Source organism: Gilvimarinus xylanilyticus, from assembly GCF_024195295.1.
Taxonomy (GTDB): Bacteria; Pseudomonadota; Gammaproteobacteria; order Pseudomonadales; family Cellvibrionaceae; genus Gilvimarinus; species Gilvimarinus xylanilyticus.
The window spans coordinates 64,125-78,366 of the sequence record NZ_JAMFTH010000004.1; the positions used below are offsets into that span (position 1 = coordinate 64,125).

Here is a 14,242-nt window from a genome sequence, read left to right on the forward strand (position 1 = left end):
AACGATTAACATATAATCATTTGATTAAATTTGCAATCACTGGGAGTCCTCATCGCGGCGTTTTTGCGCGTCTTCCTGCAACACGCGGCGCAACTCGTCCAGATTTTTGCGAATCGCGCGGCCGTAGCTTTTGTCATCGCCCCACACCCGCGCCAGTTTACGCAGTGAATTTTCATCGTGGGTTTCAAACAACTGCCCGGCCCGCTCGGCAGCCTCGGTGCTCAAACCCAGCTCTTTTAAGGCATCCACCCCGAGCTTTAGGGCCGAATGGAAGGTCTCGCGACGCAAACCAGTCACATTGGCCGCAATCAGCTTATAAGCGTGGCTGCGATCGATGGCACGTACTAAAATTTTTAAATGCGGAAAGCTGCGCTGGGCGGTATCCACAATACGCATAGCGCGCTCGGGCTCATCCACCGCGACGATAAGTAAAGTGGCCTGATCACCGCCCGCGGCGCGCAGTAAATCTTTGCGCGAGGCATCGCCGTAATAGACCTGCGACCCGAAACGACGCACCAGCTCCACTTGCCCCGGACTGTGATCGAGAATGGTCAGCTGGTAACCCTGAGCCGACAACAACCGGCCGATAATCTGACCAAAGCGTCCGTAGCCCGCAATAATCACATGCTCACTGGGCGGAATACTCTCATCGGCAAAACTGGCCGTGCTTTTCTTGCGCCCAGTGCGCGAAAAGAGTGTTTCGTACGCAGCGAGTAGTAACGGCGTTAACAGCATAGACAGCGCCACCACCAGAATCACCAAATCGCCCACCTCAGGGCTAAACACCTGATTGGCGTTGGCCGCCGCGACAATCACAAAGGCAAACTCGCCCCCCTGCGCCAAAGCTAAGCTAAACAGTAACCCGCGCCACTTGCCCATTTTAAAAATCGCCGCCAACAGCATAAGCACCAGCAGCTTCGCCGCCACCAGGCCCACCACGGACAAACCCATAACCACCGGTTTATCCAGCAGCAAGTCGAAATCAATGCCCGCGCCCACGGTGATAAAAAATAGCCCCAACAACAAACCTTTAAAGGGCTCTATATCCGCTTCAATTTCATGGCGATATTCACAATCGGCCAAAACCACCCCGGCAATAAAAGCCCCCAGGGCGGGCGACAGACCAATGGACTGCATGAGCACCGTAATGGCCACCACAATAAACAGTGCAAAAGCGGTAAATATTTCTCGCGTGTCGGTTTCGGCAATTTTGCGAAAGATAGGCGCCGCTAAGAAGCGCCCCGCCAGAATCACTGCGGCAATAGTGGTCAGGCTGATAAACACTTGCACACTGGCAGGCAAGCTCTCGATTAGGCTGTGGCTTTCCATGGGCGAATCGCTGCTAGCGACATTCGACAGCAAAGGCAATAGCGCCAAGATGGGAATAATGGCGATATCCTGAAACAGCAATACCGAAAACGTATTGTTGCCCGCCGGCGTGTTCAACAAACCGCGCTCTTGCAGCGATTGCAGCACAATGGCGGTGGAAGATAACGCCAAAGCCAGACCAATCGCCAGCGCGCTGCGCCAGTCAAGATCGCTTACCGCCATAACCAGCAAGGTGATTAGCCCGGCACTCAGCACCACTTGCAAGCCGCCCAACCCGAGAATCGGGCGGCGCATATCCCACAGGCGGCTGGGCTGCAACTCCAGGCCAATCAGAAACAGCATCATCACCACGCCAAACTCGGCGACATGCATGACATCCGTCTGATCTCCTACCAGCGACAGAGCGTAGGGACCGATTAAAACCCCGGCCAACAAATACCCCAGCACCGCGCCCAGGCCCGCGCGCTTAGCCAAGGGCACCGCGATAATAGCGGCGCACAAATAAATTAGGGCATTAATCATTGCCATCACTCCGTTCTATACTGTTAGGGCCTGTTAACACTAATTAAATGCGCCTGCTGGAAGCCAGTTTTGTTTCCAGCTAGGCGCCGTGAGCGAAGTTTGGTTATTCCAAATAAGCGATCGGCAACAACGCTGGGAACAAAACTGGCTCCAGCCCTTCGGGTTGCGGCTAAAAATCCGCCACCCTGCGTCGCCTGCATGGACGCAGGTGAGGCGCGAGAGCAGGATGCGGTAAGCTTTGCTCGTCGTTCATTTGGAATAACCAAACCACTCTCCTCGCGCCTTGATTGGCAAATTTTTAGTCGCAACAGGCTGCATTTAATTAGTGTTAACAGGCCCTAACACATTCCCAAAGGAGGTTTATTCTCCCTATGATCACTATAACCGACATTCGCGTTACCGCCGTTGCCGCACCACCTACAGGCTTTGGTGGTGACCCCCGAAATATCGCCCAAGGCGGCCCGACTTATGCCAACGTCTATTTACAGGTGTTTACCTCCGACCCCGACCTAGTGGGCAGCAGCATTATTTTCACCAACGGTCGCGGCTTAAAAGAGCAGTGCCAGTTAACCGAACAACTGGCGCGCCATTTTTTGCTTGACCCGACCTTAGATGTGAGCCAGCTGCACCAAGATTTTAACTTTGCCACCATCGTCCAAAAAATGCTGCAGGACCCCGACTACGCCTGGCTGGGCAGCGTGGGCATGTCGCGCATGGCGATTGGCGCGGTGATTAACGCGCTCTGGGACCTGTTCAGCCGTCAGCAGCAACTGCCAGCCTGGCACGCATTACTGAACCTGGGGCCCGAGCAACTGGTGGCGTTAATCGACTTTGAGCCCATTGCCGATGTGCTCTCACCCGACGAAGCACTCGCCATGCTGCAAGAGGCACAAACCGGCTTAGCCGAGCGCTGCGACGACATCTACGCCCAGGGCTTACTGGCCTACAATACCGCCGGCTGGAGCGGCATTGCCATTGATACCCTGTGCGAGCAAGTTCAATCTTTGTGCGAACGCGGCTGGCCTATGGTTAAGGTCAAGGTCGGTGCCGGTTTCGCCCAAGCTCGCCTGCAAGCTGTGGATGAGCGCCAGTGGCTAACCCGCGCCCAGCTCGATGCTCTGGCCGAGCGCAGCGCCGCCGAGGACATTGAACGGCTTAACGCAGTCTTTAGCACTATTGAGCAAAACGATAGGCGCGCAAGCAAAATGACCGTGGCGGTAGACAGCAACCAAATATTCGATCCTCAAAGTGCTATCGTATTTATCCGCCATCTGGCCCGCGGGCTTTACGCCATTAATCCCACCTACCAGATACAGTGGTTTGAAGAGCCCACCAATCCCCATTCGGCGCTCGGCCACATTCAAATCGAGCAGGCCTTACAGCGGGACTTTGACGACCTAAACCCGCCCTTAAGAGCGCCGGTATCCACGGGCGAACAGGCCAGCTGCCCCAGTGTGTTTAAAGATCTACTCTTTGCCTACACCGACCCTGCCCAGGGCAGCGCCTCATTACCCGTTCTGCAAATGGACTACTGCCGGGTGGCGGGTATTGCCGACAACCTGGCGATTTTGCTGCTGGCGCAAAAGGCACGAAACAATGGCCACCGGGTTCGTATCTGTCCTCACGCTGGCGGCATTGGCCTGTGCGAGGGCGTACGCCATGTGCAGGCAATCAAGCAGGCGCTGTTTGGCAAAGACAATGGCAACGGGCAACTAGACATTCTCGAGTTTGTCGAAGAACCCACCCGCAGCGTGCACGAAGGGATTTTTACCCAGCCGGCGCAGGTGGTTAACGGCCACTACCAAATGTGCACGGCCCCGGGGGTGGGCGTTGACTACACCGAAGCGGGCCTTGCGCAATACCAGCTTCCCGGCGGCAGCGCCTGGCAGAGCGAATCGCTGCAACCGCTGGCGCGGCAGATTAGCCCTTAACCCGCCGCCTGATAGGGCTTAGCCCCATCAGGCATAACTGTCACCTTACTTTTGCTCGCTCGCCTCACCGTCGTTCGCGGCACTGGCCTGGGCGTCCGGCATCTCTTGCACCGCAATGCGGGCGGCCGGCGCCGAGCCGTCTTTGTCTTCGCCAAAGTAGAGCGTTTGATGGGGAAACGGTATTTCAATATTGCGCTCATCAAACGCGTATTTCATGCGGCGGTTAAACTCTCGCCCCACCTGCCACTGCTTTATCGGCTTAGTCATAATGCGCGCTTTAATCACAATTGCACTATCGGCAAACTGATCAACCCCTAGAATTTCTATGGGCTCAATAATCAGATCTTTGTATTCATCCTCTTCCTGCATTTCAGCGCCAATCTCCTTGAGCACCTCAATCACTTCATCCGGACTTTCGCGGTAGGCCACGCCGACATTAAACATGTAATAGCTGAACTCTTTGGTGTAGTTCTCTACCACTTTAATTTCGCCGCAGGGCACGGTGTATACCCGCCCATCCAGATCGCGCAGCTGCACTTTGCGCAGGGTAATTTTTTCCACAATACCTGTCTTACCCCCGACGCCTGCAACATCGCCAACCTGTATCAGGTCTTCGAAAATCAGAATAAAGCCGTTTAGCACATCTTTAATCAACGCCTGAGCCCCGAAACCCACGGCAATACCCACCACCCCGGCACTGGCAAGCAGCGGCGTGACATCTACCCCCAGCTCGGAAATCAGGGTGATACCAAAGATCACCACCAAGGTGCCGTAAAGGATATTGCGAACAATCGGTAAAAGCGTATTAATGCGGGCACTGCCGCGGCTGGACAACCGATAAAAGTAGCGTTCAGCGGCGGTGACAACCACCTCAAACACCACCATGGTGACAATCAGGCCAATGGTGAAACTCAGTAAGCGGGTAGACCAGCCGGTTATTCCCTCGACAATTTTTGTGTTGGAGCTATCGCCCCACCACACCACCACCAGGGCCAAACAGGCGAACAGCACTGTGAGCAGAATAAGGGAGAAGTTACTTAAGCGGTGATACAGCTTAATACGCTTGATATTGCCCGGCAGGCGGGTGCGCTGGCGCAGCTTGCCGTACAGCTTCCGATTACCCACGCGAATTAAAATAATAATGACAAAGGCGATAACGCCGACCACTGCCGAGGCGAGCGCATGAGCCGACCAACTGCTGGTAAAGCCGAAGCTTGCGAGAAATTTTTCTACCACGCTCTGCCACGACTCGGTCACCGCCGAGACGTTTATCACTTCATTGACATCCACGCCGACCGATTCCGACTGGCCACTGCTAGAGGCCTGCTCGCTGGCGCGGCTGGACGCACTACTGGCACTGCTTGAGGAAGACTCTTGGGTAAACTGCTCGGCAATGGCCTGAATCTGAGCCTCAACACTTTGATTAGCCGCTAGCCCCAAAAGTAATACTAAAATCATGAGGAATCTTGGTAGGGGGTTGGCGCCACACCCGGGCAAGTCCATAATCGAATACCTCTTTGCTCCATACATACAAAAACAGCGGCCCGGTTTGGGCCGCTGTTCGCGGTCAGTCTAGCAAAACCTTAGCAATCTTCGCCAGACACTGCTTCGCTGACATTAATTGACGGCATCTTCGACTTCATCAGCCGCATCATCCATAGCATCGCCTGTTTCTTCTGCGGCGTTATCGAGGTTTTCACCCATTTCTTCTGCAGGGCCATCATTGGTGTCACAGGCGGCCAGTGGCAGGGCGAACATCATCATCAGCATCAAACGTTTGAACATTGTCATTTTCAAGCTCCTTTTACTTTCGTAGGTATCGTTATTGCGAGAGGGTGAAAGCCCTCGAGCGTTACATCTGGATACAAGCTTAAAGCGTGCCAACTTTTAAATATCCTTAAAAACGGCGATAAAACAACGAATTCGCCGTATTCTTAAGGCTTTACACCTGCCGTAAGCCACGATGGGTAACGGCCTAGCTGCACGACACATGCAAGAATTACAAAAACAAGGCTAAATTGACTTTAAATCCTGCAGAGATACGGGTTTAAGGAAACTACCGTCGATACCCGAAGCCTCCGCCCTATCTTGAGCGACGGCTTCCCCGCTGAGAACAATCACTCGAGAATCTGGCGCCACATTCTTAATGCGGCCCGCCAACTCGTAACCGGTGGTGTCCGGCAGGTTCAGATCCATTAAGACAACTTCGGGACGTAAGGACTGAAGCTGAGACATAGCCTCCTGACCATTTAAAGCCTGTGCGACACGCCAGCCCAACAACTCCAGCAAGCTGGACGTCGCCTTTAGCGCATCGGGGTCATCCTCAATCAGCAAGACACTAGCGCCCATCGCCTGAGCGTCGTCATCGGCCTCGGCAGCGGGAAGATAATGCGCTAAAGTGGTGTACAGCTGATGCTGATCAACTGGCTTACTTAAATAAGCGGTAAAACCCGACTCCAGACAGCGATCCATATCACCTTTCATGTGCGCGGCGGTCAGGGCAATTAAGGGTTGTTCCAGCCCAGTCTGACGCAGCTTTTGCGCCGCCTCGTGGCCACCCATCACCGGCATATGAATATCCATCAGAATAATGTCGAACGGGGCATTCTTTTCCTTCTCGAGCGCCACCAGGCGCAAAGCTTCTTCGCCATTGCGGGCATAGGCTACGTCTAACCCCGCCTGCTGAACAAAGTGGCCGATTAGCAGGCGAATATCACGCAAGTCATCTACCACCAGCACCTTGCCCCGTAAAGGCGCGAGGTCGGTGGAGGGGGAGCGTTCCGCTTCAAACTCCAGAGAAAATACCCGTCGCTCCATCTGGGAAATATCGCCCACGTCCACTGTGAACTCGAACCGACTGCCTTTGCCTGGGGTGCTCTGAACCTGAATATCGCCTCCCAAGCGCTGCACCAGTTGCCTGCTAATCGCCAGCCCCAATCCGGTTCCGGCCTTGGTTTCTTTGTAGGTGCCATTATCTTGCACAAAGGGCTCGAAAATCGTTTTGAGCGCCTCTTCGCTGATCCCCACCCCTGAGTCAATCACCGCGAACGCCAGGCATTCTCGGCCATCGACATCTTGCGGCCGCACCTGCAGTGTGATTTCCCCAAAGTCGGTAAACTTGATGGCGTTGCCCAACAGGTTTAATAACACCTGACGCAAACGTGTAGGGTCAGTGTAGATCTGGTGGCTGAGAGGCTCGGGAACGTCCATCTTAAGCTGCAGGCTTTTGTCGATAGCCGCGCCGTGCATCAAAAAATAAACGTCGGTTAGAAACGACGATAAATAAACCGGCTGAATCTCCAGCTCGAGTTTTCCCGCTTCGATTTTGGACAAATCCAAAATATCGTTTAGCAGACCCAACAAATGTTTGCCATTGCGGTGTACAACGCGCAAGTGCCCCAACGAATCATCGTCTTTGTTGGTATTAATTAACAGTTCGGTAAAGCCCAAAATAGCGGACAGCGGCGTACGCAACTCGTGGCTCAAGTGGGCCAAAAATTCACTTTTAGAGCGGTTTTCGGCTTCGGCTTTTAAGCGCTCGACGCGCTCGTGTTCCATTTCCCGGCGGGCCAAGGCGTAGCGAATAGAGCGGGCCAGCTGCTCGGCGCCAAGATTGTCTTTAACCAGATAATCCACGGCGCCCGCCTGCAGCGCCTGCATATCCACCTCACCTTGGTGCATGCCGGTTAGCAGAATGATCGGGCCGGTAAAACCAATTTGCTGGGCCTCGCGCAACAGCTCAATACCATCCTGCGCGCCCAGTTTATAATCCATCAGACACAAGTCGTGTCGATTTTCAGCCAACATCGAACGGCCAGCGTCATAACTGCTGGCCCAATCAATCTGGTAAGGACCGCGGGAAATCTCTTCTAGCAAGTCCCGCGCAAGTAGATAATCGTCCTCATCGTCATCGACAATGAGTAGGTTTACGCCATACATAATGTATCTTTCTAAGGTAGTTCGACGAATTCCACCCAATATTTGCCCAGGGTGCGCATTAGCTCTACCAGCACATCGAAGGTCACCGGCTTGGTAATGTATGAGGCGGCGCCTAAATCATAACCTTTAAGCATGTCCTCTTCGGCTTTTGACGTGGTCAAAATGACTACCGGAATGCGCTTTAACACCGGGTCCTTTTTCATTTCCGCCAGCGCCTCACGACCATCCATTTTGGGCATATTAAGATCCAGCAAGATCAAGCCCGGTAAAGGGTATTTTTCGCGATCGGCGTAAACGCCTTCACCGCGTAAATATCCCATTAATTGAACGCCGTCTTCGGCAAAATGCAGCTCATTCAGTACCCGGCTTTCTATCAACGCCTCGTGAGTTAACAGGCGATCATCCTCGTCATCATCCGCCATCAGGATGATCAAAGTTTTTTTGTCCGCATTCATGTTTTATTCCTCTATGGGATCGTACTTAGTTTGTTCTAATGGTAAGCGGATAATAAACTCAGAACCCTCTCCCGGGGTGCTCTGAGCTTCGATAACGCCGCCGTGACGCTCGATAATTTTTCGGCACAATGCCAAGCCAATACCGGTTCCCGCGTACTCGTCCCGGCCGTGCAAACGCTGAAACAGGTTAAACACCTTGTCAGCATAGTGTTCCTCAAAGCCAATGCCGTTATCAATAAACCGTAATCGGCACCAGTCGCCCGGCGTCTCATCCAACCCCAGCTCCACTGCGTATTCGGACCCGGTATCGGCGCGCACCTGAATATGAATGGGAACATCCGGGCGCCGAAATTTAATGCTATTGCCAATCAGGTTCATAAAAACCTGACCTAACTGCGAGGCATCGGCGTCCATCGTGGGTAAGGGGTCAATATCAATTTTAGCCCCGGCATCCTCAATAGCGTACTCCAGGTCCTCTTGAACACCCAGCATAACTCGGTTCAGGTCCACCGTTTCAAAAGGTTGCTGACGAGTGGAAACCCGTGAAAAACTCAAAAGATCATCGATGAGTTGCGACATCCTCTCAGAGGCGGCGTGCATCCGCTCGACGTAATCGGCGCCGCGCTCACCCAACTCGCTACTGTACTTCTGGCGCAAGCGGTCACCAAAAGCTCGGATTTTGCGCAGCGGCTCCTGCAAATCGTGAGAGGCGACAAAGGCGAACTCTTCCAGCTCGCGATTACTGCGCTGTAGTTCTTCCGAGTATTGCTGCAGCGCCAGGGTGCGCTCTTCGACCTTATCTTCCAGTTCGTTATTGGCCTGCTCAATACGTTCGTATAGGGCCGTTACGCGATGATTGTGTCGCAACACAGCCACAAAAACACCCAGCGCCAACAACAACCCGATAACGTTCGTGGCAACCAGGACTTTAAGAATAAACTCCCGATCTTGTCTCTCCACCATGCGATTGCGGTGCAACAAGGCCCGCTCATCAGACTCCATTTGCGAGATCAGCTGCTCGATTTGGCGGCTGAGGTTTACCCCCAAGTCCGTGCGCACCAAGCGATTGGCTTCGGCGCGGCGGTCCTCATGGACCAGCTGCACCACCTCTTGCATTTCATCCACTTTTTGTCGCACGAGCTTGTGCACTTGAGCAAAGCGCTCTTTTTGCACTTCCATCTCGGTGGTGGACTCGGCCAGTGACGCCAGCAGCAAGTCGAGCTTTGCCAGGGCGTCGTGGTAGGGCTCGAGGTATTGTCCTTCAGAGGTTAACAGGTAGCCTCGCTGCCCGCTCTCGGCACTCAGTAGCTCGGTTTTCAGGTCTTTGATTAGCCCCATCACCTGCAGCGTGTTGGTCACGCTTTGGCTGTTTTCATGCATCAACCCGATAGACCGGTACGCCGAAGCCATGCTGATACTAAAAAAAACCACCACGGCGGCGAGCACAAGTAAACCGGGTTTGCTGGGTAAGGCGATAGACTTAAAACTATTCCTCGCACTCACTTATCGGACTCCGAGCCCAGCGTATCCGCCAGTTCTTGCAGCGTTTGGCTACACCTTTGACACTCTTGCAGTATCACATCTAATGCGGCCACCGAACGCTCAATATCCGAGTTACTTTGCAGCGCCAGCTTTCCCAGCTCGGCGTTCACCGAAATATTATTGAGCGGATTGCGGGCGTCGTGAATTAACTGCTTAACGCGTTCGTTCATGTCACTCACCGTTCCTCTTGCTCAGCGTAACTGTTGAGTCGGTTGTACAGGGTTTTCAGGCTAATTCCCAGCATATCGGCGGCTTTCTTTTTATCACCGTCCAGATGCTGCAAAGTGGTCTCGATCAGCTCGCGCTCGACATCTTCAACGGTTTTCCCCACGGTAATCCCGGACATACGATTCTCACCCGTTTTGGAGAAAGGCGATGATAAGTCGTCCGGCAGAACCAGGGTTTTGCTGTCACGGTCCGCCATAATATAGGCGCGATGAACGGCGTGACGCAGCTCGCGAACATTGCCCGGCCAATCGTAGGACTGTAAACGCTCAATCGCCGCCTGATCCACGCCAATGTCATCTTGATACTGGCGATTAAAATCGGCTAGAAAGTGCTCTACCAGCAGGGGGATGTCTTCCAGGCGCTGGCGCAATGGCGGAATGTAAATAGGAAACACCGCAAGGCGGAAGTACAAGTCTTCGCGCAGGCAGTTTTCTTCGGCCAGCTGAACCTCGGTGCGGTTGGTGGCCGAGACCACCCGGCAATCGACATCAATCGCACTGGTCCCGCCCAGCCTCGTCAGCTTTTGCGTCTCTAGTACCCGCAGCAGGTTGGGCTGCTGCTCGAGCGGCATTTCGGTAATTTCATCGAGAAACAAGGTACCCTTGTGGGCTAACTCGAACACCCCAGCCTTGCGGTGGCTGGCACCGGTAAAAGCGCCTTTTTCGTGGCCAAACAACTCACTGGAAATCAGGTCGCGTGCAAAGGCGCCGCAGTTAGCGGGAACTAACGCCCCCTCGGGCTGGCTGGCGTAGTGTATTGCCCCGGCCACCACCTCTTTACCGACCCCGCTTTCACCCATCAGCATCACGTTGGCCTTGGTTTCGGCTACCCGCTCGATCATTTCATAGAGCTTTTTCATGGAGGCCGATTCGCCCACCAAATGACCAAAATGCAGGCCAGAGCGCCCTTCGGCACGGGGCTTTTTCGCCACTGGGCTGTCCAGCAGGCCTTGCAGCTGCTTTAAATCAATGGGTTTAATCAGATAGGAGATATTGGGACCGTAAAGGTCCTTAACCACCGATTTGACCGACGGATGCCCGGTTACCAGTGTTACGTTGGTGGTATCACCGTTTTCCAGGTCATCGAGAATGTGTAAGCCACTGCCATCGGGCAGGATCAGATCAAGTATCACATGATCAAAAACCCGGCCCGAGGCAACCTCTTGCGCCTCGGCTACCGAGCTGGCCACCACAACTGAATGCCCCAGCATACTGAGCAATTCGCTGGTGGCGTCAAGAAAAGCCTGGTCATCGTCTACCAGTAGTACTTTTGCCACGTTATCCCCTCTTGTTCGTGCTTGGCCGTACATTGCGGCCTTTCTTACAGGTTGGTTGTAAACACTGCGATTTATACCACCTTGCCACCTGGTTCGTATAACTATTTATGACAGTGCACAGTCTAATGTTGGTGCGTAATCCTTCGGGTCAAGATGACTCGCTTGAAGCCAAAGCGATACTTCTTGCGCCGCCTTTAACCTGAGCGCTTTGCGCCGCTATAAACCAACCGCGTTAGCAACTAGGCTAATAGGTTAGCTGGCATAGCGATTGCTATGGAAAGTCTGTCGAGTCTAAACGAACCTCAGGAGCAGTACAATGAATCGTCCCTCCCCCAGCAGCAAAACCTTGACTTATCTGGCAGGTATTGGCGGTGCCGATGCCACGGGTGCCGAATCCCTGTCACGCCATAATTCGGCTCAATCGAGCATGGCAGCCGGCCAAGGTCCCCAAGACCTGATTCGACGCCTGTTTCGTCGGCTGAGCAAACCTCGTGGTTAATCAGCGCTCTTTATATCAGACATCAAAAAGCCGGGCCCGTGTTGCGGGCCCGGCTTATTAAACTAACTTAAAACGCTTGAAAAACGCTGGTCATTGCCATCCGCTTAGTCAATTTTGAAACCTTGCCGTTGGGGGACAACTTCTGCCAGACGAAGCCTGCACAAAAAGCCCCACAAGCCACTGACTTGAGCACTGCCCAAGCATCTATGTCGCCGTCTTGGCGCACAGTTTCGCGCAAATGAACGCCGCGGGCCTGCAAACGCTGATGCTTTAACTTAATCTGTTTTTGCAGTCGCATTGGCCACCTCCTGACGGAATTTTTTCACACTCTCTACCGTGTACGGAAAACCTAGGCGCCGCTGATACTTTCGCAAGGCCAAATGAAGAATAATCAGCGATAGAAACTGCAGCAAAAACAGCGCAGCAAAACCAATAAGCGGTACGCCGCTCCACTCGTAAGCCCCCCAGGCGCACATGGCAGAAAAGCTCAGCCATACCAACAGCAGTGCTGGCAAAGTGAGCAGCCAAACCGCGATTGCCTTGGGAATGCTCTTTAGCGCTAAAACAAACTCCAGGCGAAACAAGTCGGCGCCGTCTTTTGCCAGCGCCAGGGTCTGCTCGCCCAAGTCGATCATGCGATCGAACTCATGCCCCAGCTGAGAATTAGAGCGCCCCTCGGGAGGCGCGGTGTCCTCGCGAGGGGGCGACTCTTGACGCTCGTTACTCACGCTTACTGGCCTTTGTTAGAGCCGCTCAGCAAGCGCGACACCAACCAGCCTGCGGCGAAGGCGACACCCACCGTAACCAGCGGACGTTCGCGCATGTAGCTCTCGGCCTGCTCACCGTACTCGCGCGCTTTGACTCGCCCTTCTTCGGCTTTAAGACGAGCCGACGCAGCACCTGCCGAGCCCACCGCACCCACGGCATCACGCACACTGGATGAGGCATCTTTGATTTTATCAAAAGCCTCTGATACTGAAGCTTCTGCATTGGGGGTAGTCGCAGTCGTTGATTGCTTAGCCATAGTAAAACTCCTGTTGGGTTATCAGTACTTTTTAAATAGTGTAGTCGTCAGCGCTAGCGACGGCCTCGACCAAAGATCAGAGACAGCACAAACAACACAAGGAAGATTACAAATAAGATCTGTGCAATTCCTGTTGCTGCACCGGCGATACCGCCAAAACCAAACACGGCGGCGATTAAAGCAATAACAAAGAACAAAATAGCGTAACCTAACATCATCTTTCTCCTTTTGAGGACTTCAAGGTTTTACTCTCAATTGTCGTGCCAACTTAAAACGGCGGTTTTTCAAGGAATTCACAGGGTAACTGCACTCTTTTTTGCAAAGCCTGCACGTTTTGCGCACTTTTTTACATTCTATTCAGACGCTTCGTGGGAGGGGGCAAAGCCACCATTCAAAACTTTCACCCAACTGCCCACTAGGTCGAGATGGGTAGCCAGAATACGAAAGCAAACCAGCAACGGAATGGCTATCAGCATACCCACGGCACCCCACAGCCACCCCCAGGCAAACATCCATAAAACCACTAATAAAGGATTCATATTAAACCTGTGCCCTAACAGGGTCGGAGTCACAAACTGACACTCGATAAAATTCAACACCAAAAACGCGCCGGGCACCGACAACACGTAAAAGATTTCGTAAAACTCGATAAAACCCACACCGGTCAAAATCACCACTAGCAGCATGGGGCCGACATAAGGAGCGAAATTTAGAATGGTCGCCAATGCGCCCCAAAGCATTGCGTCTTCCACCCCCAATGCGGCCATAGCGGCGGCAGTCGCCACCCCCAGCCCGACATTGATAAGAGAGATAACCAGCACATAACGAGAGACATCGTTTTGAATAGCTTGAAACATCACCACCGTCATTTTTTTGCGTGCAAAAGAGCTTTGCGCACGTACCGTATTGCGCATCAGCTCGTCGCCAAACACCAAAAAGAAATAGGTGATAACAATAATGGCACCCACCTGCACGGCAAACAGCATGGTAGTTTCGGCCAGCACCGAAAATACGCCCTGAAACGTGGAATTAACGGCCTGCTCAATGGACTCGCCCTCAGAGCTCGCGGCGCCGACGCTCCCGCGCAATGATTTAAGCGGTTCTGCTACCTCTGAAGAGAGTCGCTCGGTAATTTGCGGCACCACTTGCAGCCAGCGGCTCGCCGGATCAGCCAACAAACCTAAGGAGTAGACCACCCCTACGAGCAGAGCACTAATGACTAACACGGCACCCAGAGGACGAGGAATCTTAAAAATTAGCAAAAAACGCACAATTGGGCTGGAAAACAGCGCAATAAAACCCGCCACACAAACCGGCACCAAAAGTGTTTGCGCAAAGTAGAGGGTATACACCCCCGCAAGCAGCGCGAGAATCTTTAATGTCTTCGAGGCGTGCCCGGACTCTACGTCCGCTCCGTTATTGATCTCCATTTGAGTATTCATGCAGGGCCTATTTTGATGACTGAATCACAGTTAATAAATGAAATATAAGCCAACG

General features: G+C 53.3%; 15 protein-coding genes. 2 read left to right on the forward strand and 13 right to left on the reverse strand.

Translation table 11 applies throughout. From position 1 onward, the window contains the following. Positions 1-36: 36 nt before the first annotated feature. Positions 37-1,851 (reverse strand): monovalent cation:proton antiporter-2 (CPA2) family protein, encoded by a 1,815-nt coding sequence (locus M6D89_RS12310; RefSeq protein ID WP_253968380.1) that lies wholly within the window; start codon positions 1,849-1,851, stop codon positions 37-39. 371 nt (positions 1,852-2,222) lie between these two features. On the opposite strand from M6D89_RS12310, the gene M6D89_RS12315 reads away from it, so the two are divergent. Beyond that, complete coding sequence (locus M6D89_RS12315; protein WP_253968381.1) at positions 2,223-3,782, forward strand: enolase C-terminal domain-like protein; 1,560 nt, start codon at positions 2,223-2,225, stop codon at positions 3,780-3,782. Positions 3,783-3,827: 45 nt separating this feature from the next. Here M6D89_RS12315 and M6D89_RS12320 read toward each other — a convergent pair whose 3' ends face one another. From M6D89_RS12320 to M6D89_RS12350, 7 genes are all read right to left on the reverse strand, one after another. Beyond that, positions 3,828-5,240, reverse strand: coding sequence for a mechanosensitive ion channel family protein (locus M6D89_RS12320; protein ID WP_253968382.1), 1,413 nt, complete (start codon positions 5,238-5,240; stop codon positions 3,828-3,830). 159 nt (positions 5,241-5,399) lie between these two features. After that, positions 5,400-5,573 carry a hypothetical protein gene (locus M6D89_RS12325; protein WP_253968383.1) on the reverse strand — a complete coding sequence of 58 codons (174 nt, stop codon included), beginning with the start codon at positions 5,571-5,573 and terminating at the stop codon, positions 5,400-5,402. Between the two features lie 222 nt (positions 5,574-5,795). Then, complete coding sequence (locus tag M6D89_RS12330; protein WP_253968384.1) at positions 5,796-7,721, reverse strand: response regulator; 1,926 nt, start codon at positions 7,719-7,721, stop codon at positions 5,796-5,798. 11 nt (positions 7,722-7,732) lie between these two features. After that, positions 7,733-8,176: a response regulator gene (locus M6D89_RS12335; protein ID WP_253968385.1), complete on the reverse strand. Its 444-nt coding sequence runs from the start codon at positions 8,174-8,176 to the stop codon at positions 7,733-7,735. A 3-nt stretch (positions 8,177-8,179) separates the two neighbouring features. Beyond that, positions 8,180-9,679, reverse strand: coding sequence for a sensor histidine kinase (locus M6D89_RS12340; RefSeq protein WP_253968386.1), 1,500 nt, complete (start codon positions 9,677-9,679; stop codon positions 8,180-8,182). Further along, on the reverse strand, positions 9,676-9,888 hold the full coding sequence (locus M6D89_RS12345) for a histidine kinase (protein ID WP_253968387.1): 213 nt from the start codon (positions 9,886-9,888) through the stop codon (positions 9,676-9,678). The genes M6D89_RS12340 and M6D89_RS12345 overlap by 4 nt, the downstream gene beginning before the upstream one ends. A 5-nt stretch (positions 9,889-9,893) precedes the next feature. After that, entirely contained in the window at positions 9,894-11,222 is a 1,329-nt protein-coding gene (locus M6D89_RS12350) for a sigma-54-dependent transcriptional regulator (RefSeq protein ID WP_253968388.1), read from the reverse strand. Positions 11,223-11,538: 316 nt separating this feature from the next. On the opposite strand from M6D89_RS12350, the gene M6D89_RS12355 reads away from it, so the two are divergent. Further along, a complete protein-coding gene (locus M6D89_RS12355) occupies positions 11,539-11,721 on the forward strand; it encodes a hypothetical protein (protein ID WP_253968389.1) in 183 nt (60 codons plus the stop codon). Between the two features lie 67 nt (positions 11,722-11,788). Here the strand turns inward: M6D89_RS12355 and M6D89_RS12360 are convergent, their stop codons facing one another. The 5 genes from M6D89_RS12360 to M6D89_RS12380 form a co-directional block, all read right to left on the reverse strand. Continuing rightward, a complete protein-coding gene (locus M6D89_RS12360; RefSeq protein ID WP_253968390.1) occupies positions 11,789-12,019 on the reverse strand; it encodes a hypothetical protein in 231 nt (76 codons plus the stop codon). Beyond that, a complete protein-coding gene (locus M6D89_RS12365; RefSeq protein ID WP_253968391.1) occupies positions 11,997-12,449 on the reverse strand; it encodes a hypothetical protein in 453 nt (150 codons plus the stop codon). Before M6D89_RS12365 ends, M6D89_RS12360 begins: the two co-directional genes overlap by 23 nt. 2 nt (positions 12,450-12,451) lie before the next feature. After that, the gene (locus tag M6D89_RS12370) at positions 12,452-12,745 is read right to left on the reverse strand and encodes a hypothetical protein (RefSeq protein WP_253968392.1); all 294 of its coding nucleotides are present in this window, start codon (positions 12,743-12,745) and stop codon (positions 12,452-12,454) included. 53 nt (positions 12,746-12,798) lie between these two features. Continuing rightward, complete coding sequence (locus M6D89_RS12375; RefSeq protein ID WP_472924534.1) at positions 12,799-12,963, reverse strand: DUF1328 domain-containing protein; 165 nt, start codon at positions 12,961-12,963, stop codon at positions 12,799-12,801. 135 nt (positions 12,964-13,098) lie between these two features. Beyond that, a complete protein-coding gene (locus tag M6D89_RS12380; RefSeq protein WP_253968393.1) occupies positions 13,099-14,187 on the reverse strand; it encodes an AI-2E family transporter in 1,089 nt (362 codons plus the stop codon). Positions 14,188-14,242: the final 55 nt, after the last annotated feature.

Excerpts from the sequence above, each read along its gene's own strand:
- M6D89_RS12355 (WP_253968389.1), top strand. The coding sequence starts at position 11,539 with ATGAATCGTCCCTCCCCCAGCAGCAAAACCTTGACTTATCTGGCAGGT.
- M6D89_RS12315 (WP_253968381.1), top strand. The coding sequence starts at position 2,223 with ATGATCACTATAACCGACATTCGCGTTACCGCCGTTGCCGCACCACCT.
- M6D89_RS12330 (WP_253968384.1), bottom strand. The coding sequence starts at position 7,721 with ATGTATGGCGTAAACCTACTCATTGTCGATGACGATGAGGACGATTAT.
- M6D89_RS12380 (WP_253968393.1), bottom strand. The coding sequence starts at position 14,187 with ATGAATACTCAAATGGAGATCAATAACGGAGCGGACGTAGAGTCCGGG.
- M6D89_RS12375 (WP_472924534.1), bottom strand. The coding sequence starts at position 12,963 with ATGATGTTAGGTTACGCTATTTTGTTCTTTGTTATTGCTTTAATCGCC.
- M6D89_RS12335 (WP_253968385.1), bottom strand. The coding sequence starts at position 8,176 with ATGAATGCGGACAAAAAAACTTTGATCATCCTGATGGCGGATGATGAC.
- M6D89_RS12310 (WP_253968380.1), bottom strand. The coding sequence starts at position 1,851 with ATGATTAATGCCCTAATTTATTTGTGCGCCGCTATTATCGCGGTGCCC.
- M6D89_RS12370 (WP_253968392.1), bottom strand. The coding sequence starts at position 12,745 with ATGGCTAAGCAATCAACGACTGCGACTACCCCCAATGCAGAAGCTTCA.
- M6D89_RS12345 (WP_253968387.1), bottom strand. The coding sequence starts at position 9,888 with ATGAACGAACGCGTTAAGCAGTTAATTCACGACGCCCGCAATCCGCTC.
- M6D89_RS12325 (WP_253968383.1), bottom strand. The coding sequence starts at position 5,573 with ATGACAATGTTCAAACGTTTGATGCTGATGATGATGTTCGCCCTGCCA.
- M6D89_RS12360 (WP_253968390.1), bottom strand. The coding sequence starts at position 12,019 with ATGCGACTGCAAAAACAGATTAAGTTAAAGCATCAGCGTTTGCAGGCC.
- M6D89_RS12320 (WP_253968382.1), bottom strand. The coding sequence starts at position 5,240 with ATGATTTTAGTATTACTTTTGGGGCTAGCGGCTAATCAAAGTGTTGAG.